The organism is Kitasatospora papulosa, assembly GCF_000717245.1.
Lineage (GTDB): Bacteria > Actinomycetota > Actinomycetes > Streptomycetales > Streptomycetaceae > Streptomyces > Streptomyces papulosus.
In genome coordinates, this window is sequence record NZ_JNYQ01000007.1 from 121,309 (window position 1) to 139,429 (window position 18,121).

An 18,121-nucleotide genomic window follows, 5' to 3' on the forward strand; every position below is an offset into this window, starting at 1 on the left:
CGGAAGGCGGGGAACCTCCGTATAAAGGGGCCTGGGAGCGACACAGGCGGAGGGAGGCCCCGGATGCACTGGAGCGAGCGGGAGCCGCCCCGCCCCCTCGGCGAGGACCACGGCCCCGTCCGGTACGGCCCGCCCGCACCGGACCCCGGCCTCCCCGTACTGCCGGAGCTGGCCGCCGTACTGGCCGCCTCGGCCGCGCGCACGCGGCCCGAGCCGCCCGGTGGCGGAACGATCCTGCGGGAGGCGGCCTGCGCCTACTGGGAGCGACGCGGCCTGCACGGGGGGCCAGGCGACGTCGCCGCCGCCCCGGGCGTCCAGTCCCTCGTGCTCGCGCTGATCGCCGCGCACGCCGGCGATGTGCTCATGCCCCGGCCGTGTCCCGCCACCTGGATGCCGCAGGCACGGCTGCTGGGCCGGCCCGCCTACCACGTACCGACGCCCGCCGAGTGCGGAGGCATCCCCGACCCGTACGCGCTGCTGGAGACGGTACGCAGGGTCCGCGCCGAGGGGGGCCGGCCGCGGCTGCTCCTGATCTCCGTGGCCGACGACCCGACCGCGACCCTCGCCCCGCCCGAACTGGTCCGCGAGGCCTGCGAGGCCGCGGTCTCCGAAGGCCTGCACGTCGTCAGCGACGAGACCTGGCGGGACACCCTCCACCGGCCCCACGACACCGTCATGCTCAGCCCCGCGGAGATGTGCCCCGACGACGTCACCGTCGTGTCCGACCTCGCCGGAGCACTCACCCCGTCGGCCTGGCCGGTCGCCGTCGCACGTTTCCCGGCCACCGCACGCGCCTCGGCCCGCCGCGCCCGGGTCCTCGACATCCTCACCGCGCTCGGCGCGCTCGTCGCCGAACCGGTGGCCAGGGCCGCCGCCCACGCCCTGCACGAACCCGCCGCCGTCACGGAGAGGATCCGGCAGGCGGCGCGCCTCCAGGCCCAGGTCGCCTCCGCCGCTCACCGCGCGGTGCTCACCGTGGGCGCCCTCGCCAGGCCCCCGCAGGCCGGCCGTCACCTCTACGCCGACCTCGGGCCGCTGCGGGCGCGGCTCGCCGCGCGGGGCGTCACGGACTCCATGGAGCTCGAGGACTACCTGACGAAACGTATCGGCGCCCCCGCTCCGGGCGGGCACCGGTTCGGGGACGAACTCGGAGCGCTCCGGGTGCGGCTCAGCACCGGACCGCTGCTCGGCTCAACCCCGGAGCAGCAGACGGAGTCCCTCACTGCGGTGGAGCCCTTGAAATTGCCGCACGTCGCCCGGGCGCTGAGCATTTTCGCAGCAGCCCTCGATGAACTCCGATGACAGGAGCCTCTCGATGACGGAACAGACCGAGCGCCCGTTCGCCGGAGCCGGCCCCGCGCCCGCCGGCCGTCCCGTCGCCGCTCCGCGCCGTCTCGGCGAGACCCGCACCTGGCCCCGCAGCTTCGCGGACCGGCTCACCGCCCCGCTCCCGGGTGTCAGGGGCATGACCCGTCTGGCCAGGGAGCGCGCCATGCGGCCCAACGCCGAGGGCCTCCGGGGCATCCACCGGCTGCCGTACGCCCCCCAGCCACTGCCCGAGGCGGGCCCCGACACGGCGGCCGTGACCTGGGCCGGGCACGCCAGCTGGGTCGTCCGCATCGGCGGGCTCACCGTGCTCACCGACCCGGTCTGGTCGCGGCGCATCCTCGGCACCCCGGCCCGGATCACCCCCGCCGGGGTGCGCTGGGAGGAACTGCCGCCCGTCGACGCGGTCCTGATCAGCCACAACCACTACGACCACCTGGACGCGCCCACGCTCCGCAGGCTCCCGAGGGACACCCCGCTGCTGGTGCCCGCGGGCCTCGGACGATGGTGCCGGCGCCGGCGCTTCACCTGCGTCACCGAACTCGACTGGTGGGAGTCCGTGGAGCTGGGCGGCGTCCGGTTCGACTTCGTGCCCTCCCACCACTGGTCCAAACGCACCCTCCTCGACACCTGCCGGTCCCTCTGGGGCGGCTGGGTGCTCGACGACGGGAGCGGGCACCGGATCTATTTCGCGGGGGACACCGGCTACGGCCACTGGTTCAAGGAGATCGGCCGGCGCTACCCGGACCTGGACCTGGCCATGCTGCCCATCGGCGCGTACGAACCGCGCTGGTGGCTCTCGGACGTGCACACCGACCCGGAGGAGGCGGTGCAGGCGTACGCGGACCTCGGCGCCCGGGCCATGGCGCCGATGCACTGGGCGACGTTCCTGCTCTCCGCCGAACCGGTCCTCGAACCGCTGACCCGGCTCCGCACGGCCTGGCAGCAGGCCGGATACCCGAGGGGCGACCTCTGGGACCTGCCGGTCGGCGGCTCACGGGTCCTGGCGACCTGACGTGCCGTCCCGCCGGAGCGCCCGCTCAGTCGGCCGTACGCGCCCTCATCCGCCGCCAGAGCGCCGGGGTCCCGCTGATCAGCAGCGTCAGCACGACCGCCGCGAGCACGCCCTCCCACGGCTCCGGGAACAGCGAACCGCCCAGGATCCCGATCAGCTGGTAGGTCGCCGCCCAGGCCAGACAAGCGGGCACGTCACCACGGGCGAACTGCCGCAACGGCATCCTGCTGAGCAGACAGGCCAGCATCACGGGTATCCGCCCGGCCGGCACCAGCCGGGACAGCACCAGGACCATCGTGTCGTGGTCGTCCAGCTTCTGCTGCGCCTGCGCGAGCCGCTCCGGGGCGGCCCTGCTGGTGATCGCCTCCAGCCACTTCGAACCGTGCTCCGAGCGGACTCCCCGCTGCCCCAGCCAGAACAGGCAGATGTCCCCCAGGAACGCCGCACCCGACGCCACGGCGAACACCACGAGCAGGGCGAACGGTGACGTCTGGTGCAGCGTCACGACGGCCGCCGTACTCACCAGCGCACCCGTCGGAATCACCGGCACCAGCGACCCCAGCGCCACCAGCAGGAACAACGTCGGGTAGCCGATGGCCTGCTGTGTCGACTCCGTCGGCAGCTGCCCCAGCACTTGATCGATCACCTACGGGCCTCCGGCCTCACATGCTCGCCGTGCCCCAGCCGGTGCACCGCCACTTCCGGTGCGACCAGGGACGCCTGGCGCACGAACTCGTCACCCGGCGCGTGGAACTCGTGCGGCCGGACCCCGTCCATCCCGATCGGCCAGTACGTGCCGTAGTGCACCGGCACCGCGGACCGCGGTCCCAGCAGGGTCAGCGCCTGCGCGGCCCGTGCCGCGTCCAGATGGTGGTGGCCCAGGTTCGGCCCCCACCCGCCGACCGGGAGCAGCGCCACGTCCACCTGCCCCACCGCGTCGGCCATCGTGTCGAAGAGCCCGGTGTCCCCGGCGAAGTAGGTGCGGGCCTCGCCCTCGACGACGTAACCGAGCGCCGGCACCCGGTGCGGGCCGACCGGGAGACGGCGTCCGTCGTGGAGGGCCGGGACCGCGCGGACCAGGACCTCGCCGACCCGCACCGTGTCCCCGGCGGCGACCTCGGAGATCCGCAGCCCGCGCGCCCGGCGCAGCAGGCGCAGGCCCGGGACGGCCCCGACGGCACCGCGGGGCACGACCAGCAGGCTGCCGGGGGCGAGGCGGGCCAGGGAGGGGAGATGCAGGTGGTCGGAGTGCAGGTGGGAGATCAGCACGGCGTCGGCGACCGCGGCCTCCGGCGGCGGGACCTCGCCCCGCCGGCGGCGCAGATGCGCGAAGCGCCGCGCGAACAGCGGGTCGGTCAGTACCCGGACCCCGGAGTCCTCGATCGTGCAGGTGGCATGACCCCACCAGGTGACCTCCACCGTCCTGCCTCCTTCTCCGTGCCCACGTCGCCGTACGCGTACGAGGGTAGGCGGTCCGCGCCCCTTCCACGCCGGGGTGCTCCTTCACGCCGGACGCCGCACGGAACCGGGCGGCTACGGAGGGCTACCGCGCGGGTAGGGTTGTCACCTGCATCCGAGCTCGGGGGGACCGGTTCATGGGCGAACGCGTCACGGACGTACGGGTGGCGGCCATCGCCAGCCTCACACCGCTGGAAGAGCTCGACGGCGACCCGTTCCTCGTCGACACCCGCAGCCAGCACGCCATGTGCGCACGCTGGGCGGCGGAGCGGGGATACGTCGTCACACGGCAGCTCCGCGTCTACGGGCTGCGTCCCGATCACCGGGCCCTCTGGACGGACGTCGAGAGCGGTCAGGTCGACCTCTTCGTGGCGCCGAACGACCGGGTGCTGGCGCGGGCACTCGTCTCGGTGCCGGACTTCGAGGACGAATGCGAGCGCCGTGGTGTGCGCTTCGAGTTCGCCGGCCTCGACGAACCCCTCTACACCGCTCGCGGCAAGGCCAGCGTCCACCGCAGGCTCTCCATGCCGACCGCAGGGTACGACGGCTGCTGAGCCCCTCGGACGGCCCGGGGGGCCACAGGGCCCGCGGCGGGCTGTGACAGGCTTGACGCGGGCCCATGACGCACACCGGGCCCGGACGTGAGGTGGAACGGCGTGAATGACGGGCGATGGCGTAAGGCGGGGGGAACCCTCATACGCGTGATCTCGGTGTGGGCCGTCTCCACGCTCACCATGCTGGCGCTGGCGGGGATCCTGCCGGACTTCCAGCTCCAGGCCGACGACGGCGACACGGTCACCAGGACCGCCTTCACCGCGGCCTGGGGCGCCGGCGCGTTCGGTCTGCTCTCCGCCCTGGTGTGGCCGGTGCTCGTCAGGGCGCTGCTCATCGTGCCCGCCCTGGTGCTGGGCGCACTGGTCTTCTTCCTCAACGGGTCGCTGCTGCTGATAGCCCTGCGGCTCATCCCCGACGGGCGCGGCGACGCCGACCCGGAGACCGCCGTCGTCGTGGCGGCCGTGATGTCCGCCGTCGCCTCCGCCACCTCCACCGCCCTCGCGGTCCGCGACGACGACGCCTACCGGCGCCGGCTCTCCCGGCTCGCCGACCGGCGCCGCAGACGCAGCGGCATGCCACGGAGCGCGGACGGCGAGCGCGGCGGACCGCCCGGCATCGTGTTCGTCCAGCTCGACGGTGTCGGCCACGACGTCCTCGAACGGGCGGCGGCCGCCGGCATCATGCCGACCGTCGCCGGCCTGCTCGCCGACGAGGCGGGCCACCGGCTCACACCGTGGACCACCGACTGGTCCAGCCAGACCGGCGCCAGCCAGCTCGGCATCCTGCACGGAAGCAACTTCGACGTCCCCGCCTTCCGCTGGTTCGAGAAGGAGACCGGCACCGTCATGGTCTCCAGCAGACCGGCGAGCGCCCTCGAACTGCAGCGCAGGGCCATAGCCCGCACCCACGACGGCGGCCTGCTCACCGTCGACGGCGCCAGCCGGGGCAACCTCTTCAGCGGGGGCGCGGAGGAGCTCGCCCTGGTCCTGTCGATGGCCGCCAGGCTCGGCAAGGGACGAGGCTCGCGCGCCGGCTACTTCGCCTACTTCTCCGACCCCGCCAACGCCGTCCGCACGGCCCTGTCCTTCGTCGCCGAGGTGGTCCGCGAGATCGGCCAGTCCGTCCGGGCACGGGTGCGGAAGGAGTCCCCCCGGGTCAAGCGCGGCGGGCTGTACCCCTTCATCAGGGCGTTCGCGACCGTCGTCGAACGCGACGTGGTGGTCGCCGCCGTGATCGGCGACATGTTCGCGGGACGCACCGCGGTCTACGCCGACCTGGTCGCCTACGACGAGGTCGCCCACCACTCCGGGCCGCACAGCCGGGACGCGGAGAAGGTCCTGACGCGGCTCGACCGCTCCCTGGGCCTCATGCTGAAGATCGCGGACCACACCCCCCGCGCCTACCGGATCGTGCTCCTGTCGGACCACGGCCAGAGCCCGGGCGAGACCTTCGCGGGACGCTACGGTCTCACCCTCAAGGACCTCGTACGGGCCGGCTGCGGGCTGCCCGTACCCCGCCGGGCGCAACGCACCCGCAGCGCTTCCGAGGCCCGCGACGCCGTGCGCATCGCGCTGCACCGGCCCGTCGTCGGGGAGCAGGAGGCGCAGCACCCCGCCAAGCCCTCCGACCCGGTCGTGCTCGCCTCCGGAAATCTCGGGCTGCTGTCGTTCCCCGACATCGAGGGGCGGGCCTCGCGCGAGCAGCTCGACCGCCGCTACCCCGCCCTGCTCGGCACCCTCGCCGCCCATCCGGGGATCGGCTTCCTGCTCGTACGGAGCCAGAAGCACGGATCTGTGGTGCTCGGGCGGGACGGGGCCGAGATCCCGTTGGCGGAGCTGAGCGACGGCGACGGGCCGATCGCCGCCTTCGGGCCCGGTGCGGCCGACGCGATACGGCGGACCGACGGCTTTCCGCACGTCGCGGACGTGATGGTCAATTCGATGTACGACCCCGAGTCCGGCCGTGTGCACGCCTTCGAGGAGCAGATCGGATCGCACGGAGGGCTGGGCGGCGAACAGTCGCGGCCGTTCCTGCTCTGGCCGCGGACGCTGACGGACCCGCTCGACGCGGTGACGGCCGAAACCCCGCGGGACGCTTCCTCGAACGCCCGTGCGGGCATGCCCGCGGCCGCTCCCCCGGGTCCGGCCGGTCCTGTCGTCGGGGCGGAAGCGGTGCACCGGGTGCTGGCGCGCTGGCTGAGGGAGCTCTCCGGCCCTCAGATACCGCTGCGACAGGACGGTTTCACCGGGGCGGACCCGGTGGACGAGCCGTTCCCCGACGGACCGGTCGCTCACCCGTACGGACCGGCCGGCACCGCGTCCCCGGACCGGGCGGGGGAGACGGCCGAGGGGCCGGTCACCGTGCTGCGCCCTCTCCCGTCCGTCCCGGATCCCGGTGGCACCGTTCCGGGAGCCCGGGGATGAAGGGTCAGGCGCTCTCGCGCCGGACCAGCGTCGGGTGGAACACCACGGACGGCGCGGGGCCGTCGGCCGGGCTGCCGATCTGCTTCAGGAGGAGCCTCGCCATCTCGGCCGCCATCTCCTCCACCGGCTGACGCACGGTCGTGAGCGGCGGATCGCAGGCCACTGCCGCGGTGCTGTCGTCGAAGCCCACCACGGCCACGTCGCCTGGCACGTCCCTGCCGGCCCGCAGCAGCACGGGCAGCGCGCCCTGGGCCATCAGGTCCGAGGCGATGAACACCGCGTCCAGATCCGGACGTTCGCGGAGCAGTTGCCGCATCGCCGCCGCGCCGCCCGCCTGGGTGAAGCCCCCTTCGGCGGTCACCACGTCCCCGATGCCGTGCTGCTCCAGCGCGTCCAGGAAGCCGGTCAGACGCACCTGGCCGGCGGGCATGTCCTGCGGGCCGGCGATCGTCCCGATGCTCCGTCGCCCCAGGGCCGCCAGGTGGTCCGCCGCCATCCGGGCCCCGGCCCGCTGGTCCGCCTCGACGTAGGTGAGCGGGGACGGGTTGTGGGGCCGGCCGGCCAGTACGGCGGGCAGCCGGGTGTCGTGGAGCAGGGCGGGCAGCGGGTCGTCGGCGTGCGAGGAGATCAGCACCACTCCGTCGACGTGCCCCTGGCGCAGGTACGACAGGAGCTGATTGCGCGACGTCTCGTCGTCGGACAGCATCAGCACCATCTGGATCCCGGCCGGGCGCAGCACGTCCATCAGCCCCGCGACCACACGCCCGAAGTGGGGGTCGGAGAACATCCGGCCGATGAACGGCTCCGGGACGAGGCGGCGTTCGCGCTCCGACACGACCAGCGCGATCGAATCGGTCCGCCGGGTCACCAGGGAACGCGCCGCCCGGTTGGGGACGTAGCCGGTCGTGGCCACCGCCGCCTCCACGACCCGGCGCAGCGCCGGGTCGACCGTGGTCGCACCGTTGATGACACGGGAGACGGTCGCCCGGGAGACGCCCGCCACCGCGGCCACGTCCTCCAGGGTGGCGGGGCGCACGGGCGGTGAGACATCGGCAGTCATGCAGTCTTTATACCGGGTGATCCGAGGGGCATGCGAAGGGTTGCGGCACGTCAGCGGCCCTGCCCGCGCACAGCGACGTCAGGGACGCCAGCTGTTTCCCGCGTACGGCGACGAGCTCCCGGGCGCGCGCCCGGGCCTCCGCTCCGCTGCCGGCCGTCGTCTCCGAGCGTGAGACCTGCTCCGACTGGCGCAGGTGGTCGTGGATCTGCGTCACGAGCAGCCGGTCGAAGGCGGCGCCCCCGGAAGCGCGGGCGTTCCGGAGATCCTCGGCCGTCACCATGCCGGGCATGTCGTGCCCCTCGTGCAGATCGGTGTCCGGCAGCCCCATCCGCGTCCGCAGCCCTCGCAGTTCGGCCAGTTCGGCGACCTGGTCGGTCCGAAGACGTGCGGCCCAGGCCCGGAGCCGGGGGCCGGCCGGCTTCTCCGCCGCCATGTCCAGCAGCGCGACCGCCTGTTCGTCCATCGGGATCATCAACTGGACCCACGCGGAGTCGGTCGGGTCGGCGGACGGGGCGGGAGCGGCCGTCGTACGGGACGGTACGGATACGGATCCCGGTTCCGTCTCCTGTCCGCCCTCCCGGGCGCACCCGGTCAGGACGGTGAGCAGGAGGAGCAGGGCCGTGGCACGACGCGTGGGCATGGGCGGGGTCCTTGCGCGGGGGTGCCTGGCCGGGCCGGAGGACGACCCGGCCGGGCACCGATGGGCGGGGGACGGACGGGCGGTCAGGGTCTGCCGTCGGCACCGCACTTGATGATGGCGTTGATGCAGTCGCGCACCCGTTGCGCCATCTCCGCCTCCGGCCACACGTTGAAGAAGTCACCGTGCATCGTGTAGCCGCGCCCCGACGCCAGCCGGAACCGCGCCGGGTCGCCGTTGACGGGATAGCGCAGGACCTGGCGCAGTTTGGGCACCGGAACGGGATGGGTCGACGGGCAGGCGCCGCCCACCGGATAGGCCATGTGACTCTTGTGGTCGGCAGAGTCGAGATCCCGGCCGTTCCAGCACTGCGGGAAGTCCAGATAGCTCTCCATCATCGAGCCCGCCGGACAGTTGACGAAGTCGTGCGACGGGTTGACCTCGCCGTGGTGCAGGCAGGACCAGCGCGAGATCGTGTTGTCGTCGGGGCCGGTCGCCTTCGCGTTCCCCGCGACGATCCGGAGACCGCGGGGGAACGGCTTGATCGTCCGGATGACGTCGTCCCGCACGCCCTCGCCGAGGTAGTAGAAGGTGGTGCCGGTCGGCTCCACCTCCTTCGTGCCGTCGTAGAGGGTGGGGACCCAGTACGAGGACAGGTCGGTCCAGGGCGCGCAGCTGGTGCCGGCCTTCTCCAGCGAGGCCAGATCGGAATGGGCGTCGGTGGAGTCGTTGCCGAAGAAGCTGTGCATGTGCGAGGCGCCGGGCAGGTTCGGCAGCACGATCGGGTCGTCGGGAGCCCGGTGGGTGTAGGGGCATTCGGCGAGGAACTCGGCGACCCGGACGACGTCGGCGGCGGCCTCCGCCGCGGGCGGGGCCGTCCGGTCCGCGGCCGCGTTGCCGGTGGTGGCCTGGACGAGGGACACGGCCAGGGCGGCGGCGGCCAGCCCCGCGACGCGGTAGCGCCACGGGGGCAGGGTCCTGCGTCCGCGGTGTTGCTTCGTACGTCTGCGTAGGAAGAGCACGGCACTCCTGTTCCGAGGAAGTGGGGTTTCCTCTGACCGGGGTCCGGCCAGGGAGAGAGAGCGCTCTCTCATGGAACGTAGAAGCGTGACGCAGTCATGTCAATACTCTGCACCGATCCCTCAAATGGCAGGTATTTGGCGGCACTTGGTGTCATCGATCAAGGGAGAGCGCTCTCTCGCGGAACGCTCCCCGTGATGCCCGGACGGCATTGTCAGTGGTGGACGGCAGGATGGTGCCCATGACGACGAACTCAGCTGGTCCGCTCGCCGACACGGCCGCCTACGCAGCCGCGGTGGAAGAGGCCGAACGCGCCGCGGCCGCGTACTACACCGCAGGTGAGAGCACGCTCGACGACGACGCGTACGACCGGCTGGTGCGCGCGATCGCCGCATACGAGGAGGAGCACCCGCAGGAGGTGCTGGACGCCTCGCCGACGGGCAAGGTCGCCGGTGGGGCGGTCTCGGGCGACGTGCCGCACACCGTGCCGATGCTCTCGCTGGACAACGTGTTCTCCGCCGAGCAGTTCGTCACCTGGACCGCTTCCGTGGAACGGCGTATCGGGCGGCCCGTCGCGGCCTGGAGCGTGGAGCCCAAGCTCGACGGTCTGGCCGTCGCCGCGCGCTACCGGCAGGGCGTACTCGAGCAGCTGATCACCCGGGGCGACGGGACGGCCGGCGAGGACGTCTCCCACGCGATCGGGACGGTGCTGGGGCTCCCCGAGCGGCTCGGCGCTCCCGCCACGCTCGAGATACGCGGCGAGATCCTCATGACCACCGAGCAGTTCGAGGCGGCGAACGCGGTGCGCACGGAGCACGGCGCCGCCCCCTTCGCCAACCCGCGCAACGGCGCGGCCGGCACCCTGCGGGCCAAGGACCGCCCCTACCGCGTGGAGATGACCTTCTTCGCGTACGGCGCGCTCGCGCTGCCCGACTCCGGCGAACTGACGGACACCCTGGCCGGACTCCCGCACAGCGAGGTCCTGGAGTACGTCGCCGGGATCGGGGTGCACACCGCCGCCGACACCGCGGTCGCCCCGCGCACCGTGACCACGGTCGAGGAGGTCCAGGCGGGGGTGGAGGACATCGCCGCGCTGCGCGCCTCGCTGCCCTTCGGTATCGACGGCATCGTGATCAAGGCGGACCTGGCCGCCGACCAGCGTGACGCGGGCTCCGGGACGCGCGCGCCCCGCTGGGCCATCGCGTACAAGCTCCCGGCCGTCGAGAAGGTCACCCGGCTTCTGGGCGTCGAGTGGAACGTCGGCAGGACCGGCATCATCGCGCCGCGCGCCGTGCTGGAGCCCGTCGAGATCGACGGGTCGACCGTCAGCTACGCCACGCTGCACAACCCCGCGGACATCACACGCCGGGATCTGCGGCTGGGCGACCACGTGATGGTCTACAAGGCGGGCGACATCATCCCCCGCATCGAGGCGCCCGTCGCGCACCTGCGGACGGGGGAGGAGCAGCCGATCGAGTTCCCCGAGGCCTGTCCCCGGTGCGGTTCGGAGATCGACGCGAGCGAGCAGCGCTGGCGCTGCACCCGGGGCCGCGACTGCCGCCTGGTCGCCTCCATCTCCTACGCGGCGGGCCGTGACCAGCTGGACATCGAAGGGCTCGGCACCACCCGGGTCGTCCAGCTCGTCGACGCCGGTCTCGTCCAGGACTTCGCCGATCTCTTCACGCTGGAGCGCGACCAGCTGCTCTCCCTGGACAGGATGGGGGAGACCTCGACGGACAACCTGCTGGCGGCCATCGGGACCGCCGCGAGCCGTCCGCTGTCCCGCGTCTTCTGTGCGCTCGGCGTGCGCGGCACGGGCCGCTCCATGTCCCGGCGGATCGCCCGCCACTTCGCCTCGATGGACCGGATCGCCGCCGCCGACGTGGAGGCGCTGCAACAGGTCGACGGCATCGGCAAGGAGAAGGCCGCGGCGGTCGTCAGGGAACTGCAGGAGCTCGCGCCGCTGATCGGCAAGCTGGTGGCCGCCGGGGTCAACATGACGGAGCCCGGTGCCACCCCGCCGCCGGAGCCCGGGGCCGCGCAGGAGGGGGAGGCCGAGGAGTCCGCGACGTCCGGACTGCCGCTCGCCGGTATGACGGTCGTGGTGACCGGAGCCATGACCGGGGCCCTGGAGAAGCTCTCGCGCAACGAGATGAACGAGCTGATCGAGCGCGCCGGAGGCAAGTCCTCCTCCAGCGTCTCCAAGCGCACCAGCCTGCTCGTCGCCGGGGAGAAGGCGGGTTCCAAGCGGACCAAGGCCGAGGATCTCGGTGTCCGGATAGCCGCACCCGAGGAGTTCGCCGAGCTCGTGGAGGCGCATCTCGCCGTGGAGGTGTGAGAGCCGCTCAGCGGTGTGCGCCCTGAATTGTCGAGGCGGTGGCCTTTTCGTGCCTTGTATTGCATAGTGAGGTTTCGATCTGACCTCGCTATCAGCGGGTCGGGTGCCTGCTGGCCGCTGTGGCGGCAGACCTGAGGACGAGGGCCGATGCGTACTTCACGTGACGGGCGGCGGCGAGGCCGCCCGGTCCTCCGGCGGCAGGGACCACAGGCCGCCCGTGCCGCCGGCCGGCCCCACGGCCCCGCCAAGGGGCTGGCCATCGACCTGGGCAGCTCCGGAATCCGCGCCTGGGTCACGGGACAGGGGCTCGTCACCGACGGACCGGCCGGCTGGGAGCACGGCACCACGCGGCCGGTCCGCCGAGGCCGCATCGTCGACGTGGAGACGTGCGCCGGACTGCTCGGGCACCTCGCCGACACCGCGCTGGGCGCCGACCGCGCGGGCAGCGTCGTCGTGCTCAGCCACCCGGTCCTGGCCGGACCGGAACACCGTGCGACGGCGAAGGAACTCGCCGCGTCCCTGGGGGCGTCCCGCGCCGTGGTCCTCAACAGTGCCAGCGCCGCGGCCGGGTGCGCCGGAGATCCCGCCGACGGCCCGGTGCTCGTCGTCGACATGGGGGCCGAACTGACCGAGGTCGCCCTGCTCGTCGACGGAACGGTCGTCGACGCCCGGCAGGCCGACGCGGGCCTCAGCGACCTCGACCCCGGATCGGCGCCCGCCGAAGTCGTCGGCAACGTGGTCGATATGATCACCTCCATGTGGCGTGAGGACCGGCACGGAGCGGTACGCGGCGCACTGCGCCGTGGGCCTGTGCTCACCGGCGGCGGCGCGCTCCGCCGTGACGTCACCGACCGGATCACCGGCCGCCTGGGCCTGCCGGTGCGCATCGCCTCCGACCCGTCGACCGCGGTCGTGCGGGGCGCCGCCCTGTTCCTGGACTCCGTCCTGTGCCCCGCCGCCGCAGGCGCGGTGTCCGTCCGCCCGGCCCGGCTGAGGTGAGCCCCCTCCCGGGGGCACCCCGGGGGAACGCGCCCCCGACGGGGCCGCACGACACAGCGCGTAACAGCACGCCGCACGCCACAGCGCCGAACAGCACGCCGCACGACACAGCGCCGTACGGCATCGCACCGCGCCGCACACCGCGGCACCGCACGACCTCTCACCAGGTGAGCCACATCCTCGCGGCGCTGCTCCTCGGCGTCCTGGCACTTCTCGGCGGCACGCCCGCGACAGCCGCGAACGCGCTCCCGGTGCCGGGGCCCGGCGGAGGACTCGTCGCCGGCTCGGCAGCCCACGCCGCCGCCCCCGACACCCACGCCTCGGGCCCGTCCGTGGCCGTCCGGCCCGACGACCCCGCCCGGTGGGCGGAGGCCGGCCATCTGCCGGGACCGCGTGCGGGCGCCGACCGCCCGCACGCCCCGCAGCACCTGCCGCCACCCGGCCACGGCGCCCTGCCGCCACGCCCGCAGAACCTGATTCCGCCCCGGGGCACCGCTCCGGGCGCCACGGGCGCGAGCCCGTTCTTCGCCGCACGCGCCCGGGCGGCGCTGCCTGGTGTGCGGGGTCCCCCAGGGGCGGAGGCCGGCCAGCCGGCCCTCCACCGGTCCCGCTGCACAGACCTGTCGTCCCGCCCTTCCCTCTGAGGCACGGGCGGACGACGCCCACTCGAGGGGATACCCATGACTCGCGCCACCACGGTGCGAGCGGTTCTGGCTGCCGCCGTTCTGCTCGTGTCCGTGTTCATCACGCTGACCATGTCACCCAGACTCGGCCTCGACCTCCAGGGCGGCACCCGGATGGTGCTGCAGGCCAAGGACTCCGCCACCGCGAAGGCGGACCGGGAGAGCACCGACCGCACCCTGGAGGTACTGCGGCAGCGCATCGACTCCCTCGGCGTCGCCGAGCCGACCCTGACCCGCTCGGGTGAGGACCGGATCATCGTCGAGCTGCCCGACGTGCAGGACCCGAGGCAGGCCGCCGACGTCATCGGACGGACGGCCCAGCTCGGCTTCCACGCGGTCCAGGGCCCCGGTACGGAAGGCGACGACACGAAGGAGACGCTGCCCGACGAACAGGGTGGCCTCCTGGCACTCGGCCCGGTGAAGCTCTCCGGCGCCGGCGTCAAGGACGCCACCGCCCAGTTCGACGCCCAGCAGGGCACGGGCTGGTCGGTCTCGCTCGACTTCCACAAGGACGCGGGCCGGGAGTGGAACCGGCTCACCGGCGACGCCGCGTGCCACCCCGCCGGTGACGAACGGCGCCGCGTCGCGATTGTCCTCGACGGGAAGGTCATCTCCTCCCCCCAGGTCGATCCGTCGATCGCCTGCGAGGCCGGACTGCCCTCCGGTTCCACCCAGATCACCGGCTCCTTCAGCGCCGAGGAAGCACAGGACCTCGCGCTGCTCATCAAGGGCGGCGCACTGCCCGTACCCGTCGAGATCGTCGAGCAGCGGACCGTCGGGCCGACGCTCGGTGCCGCCGCCATCGACGCCAGTGCCCGGGCCGCGCTCATCGGCGCGGCGGCCACCGCCCTCTTCATCATCGTCATGTACCGGCTCTTCGGCGCCCTCGCCGCCGCGGCGCTGGCGGCCTACGGCGTGATCTCCTACGCCGCTCTCGTCGCGCTGGGAGTCACCCTGACCCTGCCGGGTCTCGCCGGCTTCGTCCTCGCCATCGGCATGGCGGTCGATGCCAACGTCCTTGTCTTCGAGCGGGCGCGCGAGGAGTACGCGGACCGCGGCAGGGGTTCGCTCCGCACCGCGCTGACCGCTGGATTCCGGGGGGCCTGGAGCGCCGTCGCCGACTCCAACGTGACCACGCTGATCGCCGCCGCACTCCTCTTCTTCCTCGGCTCGGGGCCGGTCAAGGGCTTCGGGGTCACGCTCGCCATCGGCGTCCTGGTCTCGATGTTCTCCGCGCTCGTCATCGCCCGCGCCCTCACCGAGATCGCGGCGGGGTCCCGGTTCGTCAGCGACTACCGCGGGGTCAACGGCATCGCCCGGCCGGGCCGTGTCCGCACCTGGCTGAACAAGCGCGAGCCCCAGTTGTTCAGGTCGCCGCGCCGCTGGCTGCTGACATCCACCGCGCTCGTCCTCGTCGCCGTCACCGGCATCCTCGTGCGGGGTGTCGACCTGGGAGTCGAGTTCACCGGCGGACGGCTCGTGGAGTACTCGACGAGCCGCCCCGTCGACGTCGAGACCGCCCGGGACGCGATCTCCGCCGCGGGGTTCACCGACGCCGAGGTCACCACGGCGGGTGAGCGAGACATCTCCGTACGCACGGGGGAGATGGACAACGACGGGGAGCACGCCCTGAGAGCCGCGCTGGCCGACGAGGGCGGTGCGACGGAGAAGGTACGCGACGAGCTCATCGGCCCCAGCCTCGGCGACGAACTGCGGCGCAACGCCCTGATCGCGCTCGCTGTGGCCGTGTTCGTGCAACTCGCCTATCTCGCGGCCCGGTTCCGCTGGACGTTCGCCGTCTCCTCGGTCGGAGCCCTGGTGCACGACGTCATCATCCTGGTCGGTGCCTTCGCCTGGCTCGGACGGCCCGTCGACGGGATCTTCCTGGCGGCCCTGCTCACCGTCATCGGCTACTCCGTCAACGACTCGGTGGTGGTCTTCGACCGGGTGCGCGAACTGTGGGCCAGGAACCGGCGCACACCGGTCGCCGACGTCGCCAACCGGGCCGTCCTGCAGACGGTCCCGCGCACCGTCAACACGGGGATGGGCGCCCTGTTCATCCTGGTGGCCCTCGCCGTGCTGGGCGGGGACTCGCTCGCGGACTTCGCGCTCGCCCTGCTGATCGGCATCTGCGTGGGCACCTACTCCTCGGTGATGACCGCCGTGCCGGGGGCGCTCCTCCTGGAGCGGAGCAGCAAGGCTCCGCCGCCGGCCCGTAAGCGGGCACCACGCCGCGGGGCGGGAGCCGGACGCGAACGCCGGGATCCCGCCGACAACGGCGCGCGCGTGTAACGCCGGTGTACGACGCGCCGGGCGGGGTCCGTGCGGTCCCGCCCGGCGCGTATCGCCCGCACCGACGCCGGGCTGCGGCACAATCCGGGCACAACGAGTGATCGGAGTGTGCCGCTCATGCCCGTCGTGCTGCGTGAAGCCCGGGACACGCTGGTACCCGACATGGACGGACCGCAGGGTCCCCTGCCACCGGTGCTGCTCGTCCTGACCGTGGTCACCGGCCTGGTCGACGCGTTCAGCTATCTGCTCCTCGGGCACGTCTTCGTCGCCAACATGACGGGCAACGTCGTCTTCATGGGCTTCGCCCTGGCCGGCGCACCGGGCTTCTCGACGTTCGCCTCGGGAGTGGCGCTCGCCTCGTTCGCGGCCGGGGCGCTGGCCGGCGGTGTCACGGTGCATCTGGCGAGGGCGCACAGGGGCCGTCAACTGCTGCACGCGCTGTCCGTCCAGACGGCCTTCGTCATCGCCGCCCTGGTCGTCACGCTGATCTCGGGCGCGCCGTACACCGGGGGTGTCCGCTTCGCGCTCATCGTGCTGCTCGGGGTCGGACTCGGCGTGCAGAACGCCGCGGCCCTGGCGCTCGGCGTACCCGACCTGACGACGACCGTGCTGACCCGCACCCTCACCGGTGCCGTGTCCGACAGCACGCTCGCCCGGGGGCCGGGCAGCCGGGCGGGACGCCGCGTGCTCTCCGCCGCGGCCATGCTGACCGGCGCCTTCGCCGGTGCCCTGGGTGCGCTGCACGTGCACCCGGCGCTGCCCCTGGTGATCGCCGTGGTCATGCTGGCGGGCGCGCTCACGGCCGTCGGCCTGCTCTCCCGCGGCGACGCCCCCTGGACACGACCGTCCGCCGGGAGGTGACCGTCCGCCGGGAGGCGACCGGCACGAGAGGCGGAGCGGTGCTCTCCCGCGCGAGCCCCGTGTCAGGCGCGACAGCCGACGCACCCGGACCGTAACGTCCCCCTGCACCGACGTCCGTCCGCACCGACGTCCAGCATCGCCGCAGACCGCACCGATACGCCTCAGGAGCCGCCGTATGCCCACCGAACCCCTGTCCGCGCACGACGTCGAGGCCGGCTTGGGCGAACTGCCCGGATGGCAGCTGGAGGGGGACCGGATCACCCGTACCTACCGGCTGCCCTCCCACTTCGCCGCGGCCGGGCTGACCGTCCATGTCGCCCAGATCCAGGACGAGCTCAACCACCACTCGGACCTGACCCTGGGCTACAACACCGTGGCCCTCGCCGTGCACACGCACGACGCGGGCGGCGCCGTCACCCGCAAGGACCTCGCGCTCGCCGCGCGCGTCGAGGCCGTCGCCGCCGGGCACGGGGCGCGGTAGCCGGATCCGCCTCCGGGAGCCCCGGTGAACACGAAGGCGCCCCCACCGCGCGGATGCGGTGGGGGCGCCGTCGTGAGCGGGAGGGATCAGGCGCCGAGGTTGAATTCGGCGGGGTCGGCGCCGAGGCGCTTGCCCTCGTCGAGCGCCGCGAACGCGGCCAGGTCGTCGGCGTCCAGCTCGAAGCCGAAGACGTCGATGTTCTCGGCGATCCGGGACGGCGTCACGGACTTGGGGATGACCACGTGGCCGGTCTGCAGGTGCCAGCGGAGCACCGCCTGCGCCGGGGTCCGGCCGTGCTTCTGCGCGACGGCGACGACCGTCGGGACCTCCAGGAGGCCCTTGCCCGAGCCGAGCGGCGACCAGGCCTCGGTGACGATGCCGTGCTCCGCGTGGAAGGCGCGGGACGTGGACTGCTGGAGCTGCGGGTGGAGCTCGATCTGGTTGACCGCCGGGACGACGGACGTCTCGCCGAGCAGGCGCTCCAGATGCTCCGGGTGGAAGTTGGACACACCGATCGCCTTCGCCCGGCCGTCGGCGAGGATCCGCTCGAAGGCCTTGTACGTGTCGACGTAGGCGTCCTTGGCCGGAACCGGCCAGTGGATGAGGTAGAGGTCGACGTAGTCCAGACCCAGCTTGTCCAGCGAGGCGTCGAACGCGCGCAGCGTCGAGTCGTGGCCCTGCTCGCTGTTCCACAGCTTGGTGGTGACGAACAGCTCCTCACGGGCCACACCGGACGCGGCGATCGCCTTGCCGGTGCCCGACTCGTTGCCGTAGATCGCGGCGGTGTCGATGCTGCGGTACCCGGCCTCCAGGGCCGTGGTCACGGCGGTCGTGGCCTCGTCGTCCGGCACCTGCCAGACACCGAAGCCGAGCTGCGGCATCTCGAGACCGTTGTTGAGCGTGATGGTGGGGACCTGGCTCACGAGCAGTCGATCCTTGTCGTCGTAGGTTGATCGTCCCCGGTGGAACGAAC

16 protein-coding genes are annotated in these 18,121 nt (G+C 73.1%); 10 read left to right on the forward strand and 6 right to left on the reverse strand.

All coding sequences use genetic code 11. The features are described from left to right. Positions 1-63 precede the first annotated feature (63 nt). Positions 64-1,302, forward strand: coding sequence for an aminotransferase class I/II-fold pyridoxal phosphate-dependent enzyme (locus IA22_RS0120630; RefSeq protein WP_015579499.1), 1,239 nt, complete (start codon positions 64-66; stop codon positions 1,300-1,302). 13 nt (positions 1,303-1,315) lie between these two features. Further along, a complete protein-coding gene (locus IA22_RS0120635) occupies positions 1,316-2,341 on the forward strand; it encodes an MBL fold metallo-hydrolase (protein WP_014153006.1) in 1,026 nt (341 codons plus the stop codon). Positions 2,342-2,366: 25 nt separating this feature from the next. Here IA22_RS0120635 and IA22_RS0120640 read toward each other — a convergent pair whose 3' ends face one another. Together IA22_RS0120640 and IA22_RS0120645 are read right to left on the reverse strand one after the other, a co-directional pair. Continuing rightward, complete coding sequence (locus IA22_RS0120640) at positions 2,367-2,987, reverse strand: DedA family protein (protein WP_015579500.1); 621 nt, start codon at positions 2,985-2,987, stop codon at positions 2,367-2,369. Further along, on the reverse strand, positions 2,984-3,760 hold the full coding sequence (locus IA22_RS0120645; protein WP_015579501.1) for an MBL fold metallo-hydrolase: 777 nt from the start codon (positions 3,758-3,760) through the stop codon (positions 2,984-2,986). The genes IA22_RS0120640 and IA22_RS0120645 overlap by 4 nt, the downstream gene beginning before the upstream one ends. 176 nt (positions 3,761-3,936) lie before the next feature. On the opposite strand from IA22_RS0120645, the gene IA22_RS0120650 reads away from it, so the two are divergent. Beyond that, positions 3,937-4,353, forward strand: coding sequence for a recombinase family protein (locus IA22_RS0120650; RefSeq protein ID WP_030124417.1), 417 nt, complete (start codon positions 3,937-3,939; stop codon positions 4,351-4,353). Positions 4,354-4,455: 102 nt separating this feature from the next. Next, on the forward strand, positions 4,456-6,777 hold the full coding sequence (locus tag IA22_RS0120655; protein WP_030124418.1) for a phage holin family protein: 2,322 nt from the start codon (positions 4,456-4,458) through the stop codon (positions 6,775-6,777). A gap of 4 nt (positions 6,778-6,781) precedes the next feature. On the opposite strand, the gene IA22_RS0120660 is transcribed toward IA22_RS0120655, so the two are convergent. The 3 genes from IA22_RS0120660 to IA22_RS0120670 form a co-directional block, all read right to left on the reverse strand. Then, positions 6,782-7,837, reverse strand: a complete 1,056-nt coding sequence (locus tag IA22_RS0120660) for a LacI family DNA-binding transcriptional regulator (protein WP_014153001.1) — start codon at positions 7,835-7,837, stop codon at positions 6,782-6,784. A gap of 7 nt (positions 7,838-7,844) precedes the next feature. Beyond that, entirely contained in the window at positions 7,845-8,477 is a 633-nt protein-coding gene (locus IA22_RS0120665; RefSeq protein WP_030124419.1) for a DUF305 domain-containing protein, read from the reverse strand. An 83-nt stretch (positions 8,478-8,560) separates the two neighbouring features. Beyond that, positions 8,561-9,496 carry a DUF1996 domain-containing protein gene (locus IA22_RS0120670; protein WP_030124420.1) on the reverse strand — a complete coding sequence of 312 codons (936 nt, stop codon included), beginning with the start codon at positions 9,494-9,496 and terminating at the stop codon, positions 8,561-8,563. 239 nt (positions 9,497-9,735) lie between these two features. Between IA22_RS0120670 and ligA the strand changes: the two genes are divergently transcribed. The 6 genes from ligA to IA22_RS0120700 all read left to right on the forward strand — a co-directional run bounded on the left by ligA (position 9,736) and on the right by IA22_RS0120700 (position 17,148). Next, positions 9,736-11,832, forward strand: a complete 2,097-nt coding sequence (gene ligA, locus IA22_RS0120675) for an NAD-dependent DNA ligase LigA (RefSeq protein ID WP_030124421.1) — start codon at positions 9,736-9,738, stop codon at positions 11,830-11,832. A 147-nt stretch (positions 11,833-11,979) separates the two neighbouring features. Then, complete coding sequence (locus tag IA22_RS0120680) at positions 11,980-12,831, forward strand: rod shape-determining protein (RefSeq protein ID WP_030124422.1); 852 nt, start codon at positions 11,980-11,982, stop codon at positions 12,829-12,831. Between the two features lie 167 nt (positions 12,832-12,998). Continuing rightward, the gene (locus IA22_RS0120685) at positions 12,999-13,475 is read left to right on the forward strand and encodes a hypothetical protein (RefSeq protein WP_014152996.1); all 477 of its coding nucleotides are present in this window, start codon (positions 12,999-13,001) and stop codon (positions 13,473-13,475) included. 36 nt (positions 13,476-13,511) lie between these two features. Next, positions 13,512-15,806: a protein translocase subunit SecD gene (gene secD, locus IA22_RS0120690; RefSeq protein ID WP_030124423.1), complete on the forward strand. Its 2,295-nt coding sequence runs from the start codon at positions 13,512-13,514 to the stop codon at positions 15,804-15,806. Positions 15,807-15,923: 117 nt separating this feature from the next. Next, positions 15,924-16,667, forward strand: coding sequence for a YoaK family protein (locus tag IA22_RS0120695; protein ID WP_030124424.1), 744 nt, complete (start codon positions 15,924-15,926; stop codon positions 16,665-16,667). A gap of 175 nt (positions 16,668-16,842) precedes the next feature. After that, on the forward strand, positions 16,843-17,148 hold the full coding sequence (locus tag IA22_RS0120700; protein WP_015579509.1) for a 4a-hydroxytetrahydrobiopterin dehydratase: 306 nt from the start codon (positions 16,843-16,845) through the stop codon (positions 17,146-17,148). A gap of 86 nt (positions 17,149-17,234) precedes the next feature. Here the strand turns inward: IA22_RS0120700 and IA22_RS0120705 are convergent, their stop codons facing one another. Next, positions 17,235-18,071, reverse strand: a complete 837-nt coding sequence (locus IA22_RS0120705; RefSeq protein ID WP_030124425.1) for an aldo/keto reductase — start codon at positions 18,069-18,071, stop codon at positions 17,235-17,237. Positions 18,072-18,121 lie beyond the last annotated feature (50 nt).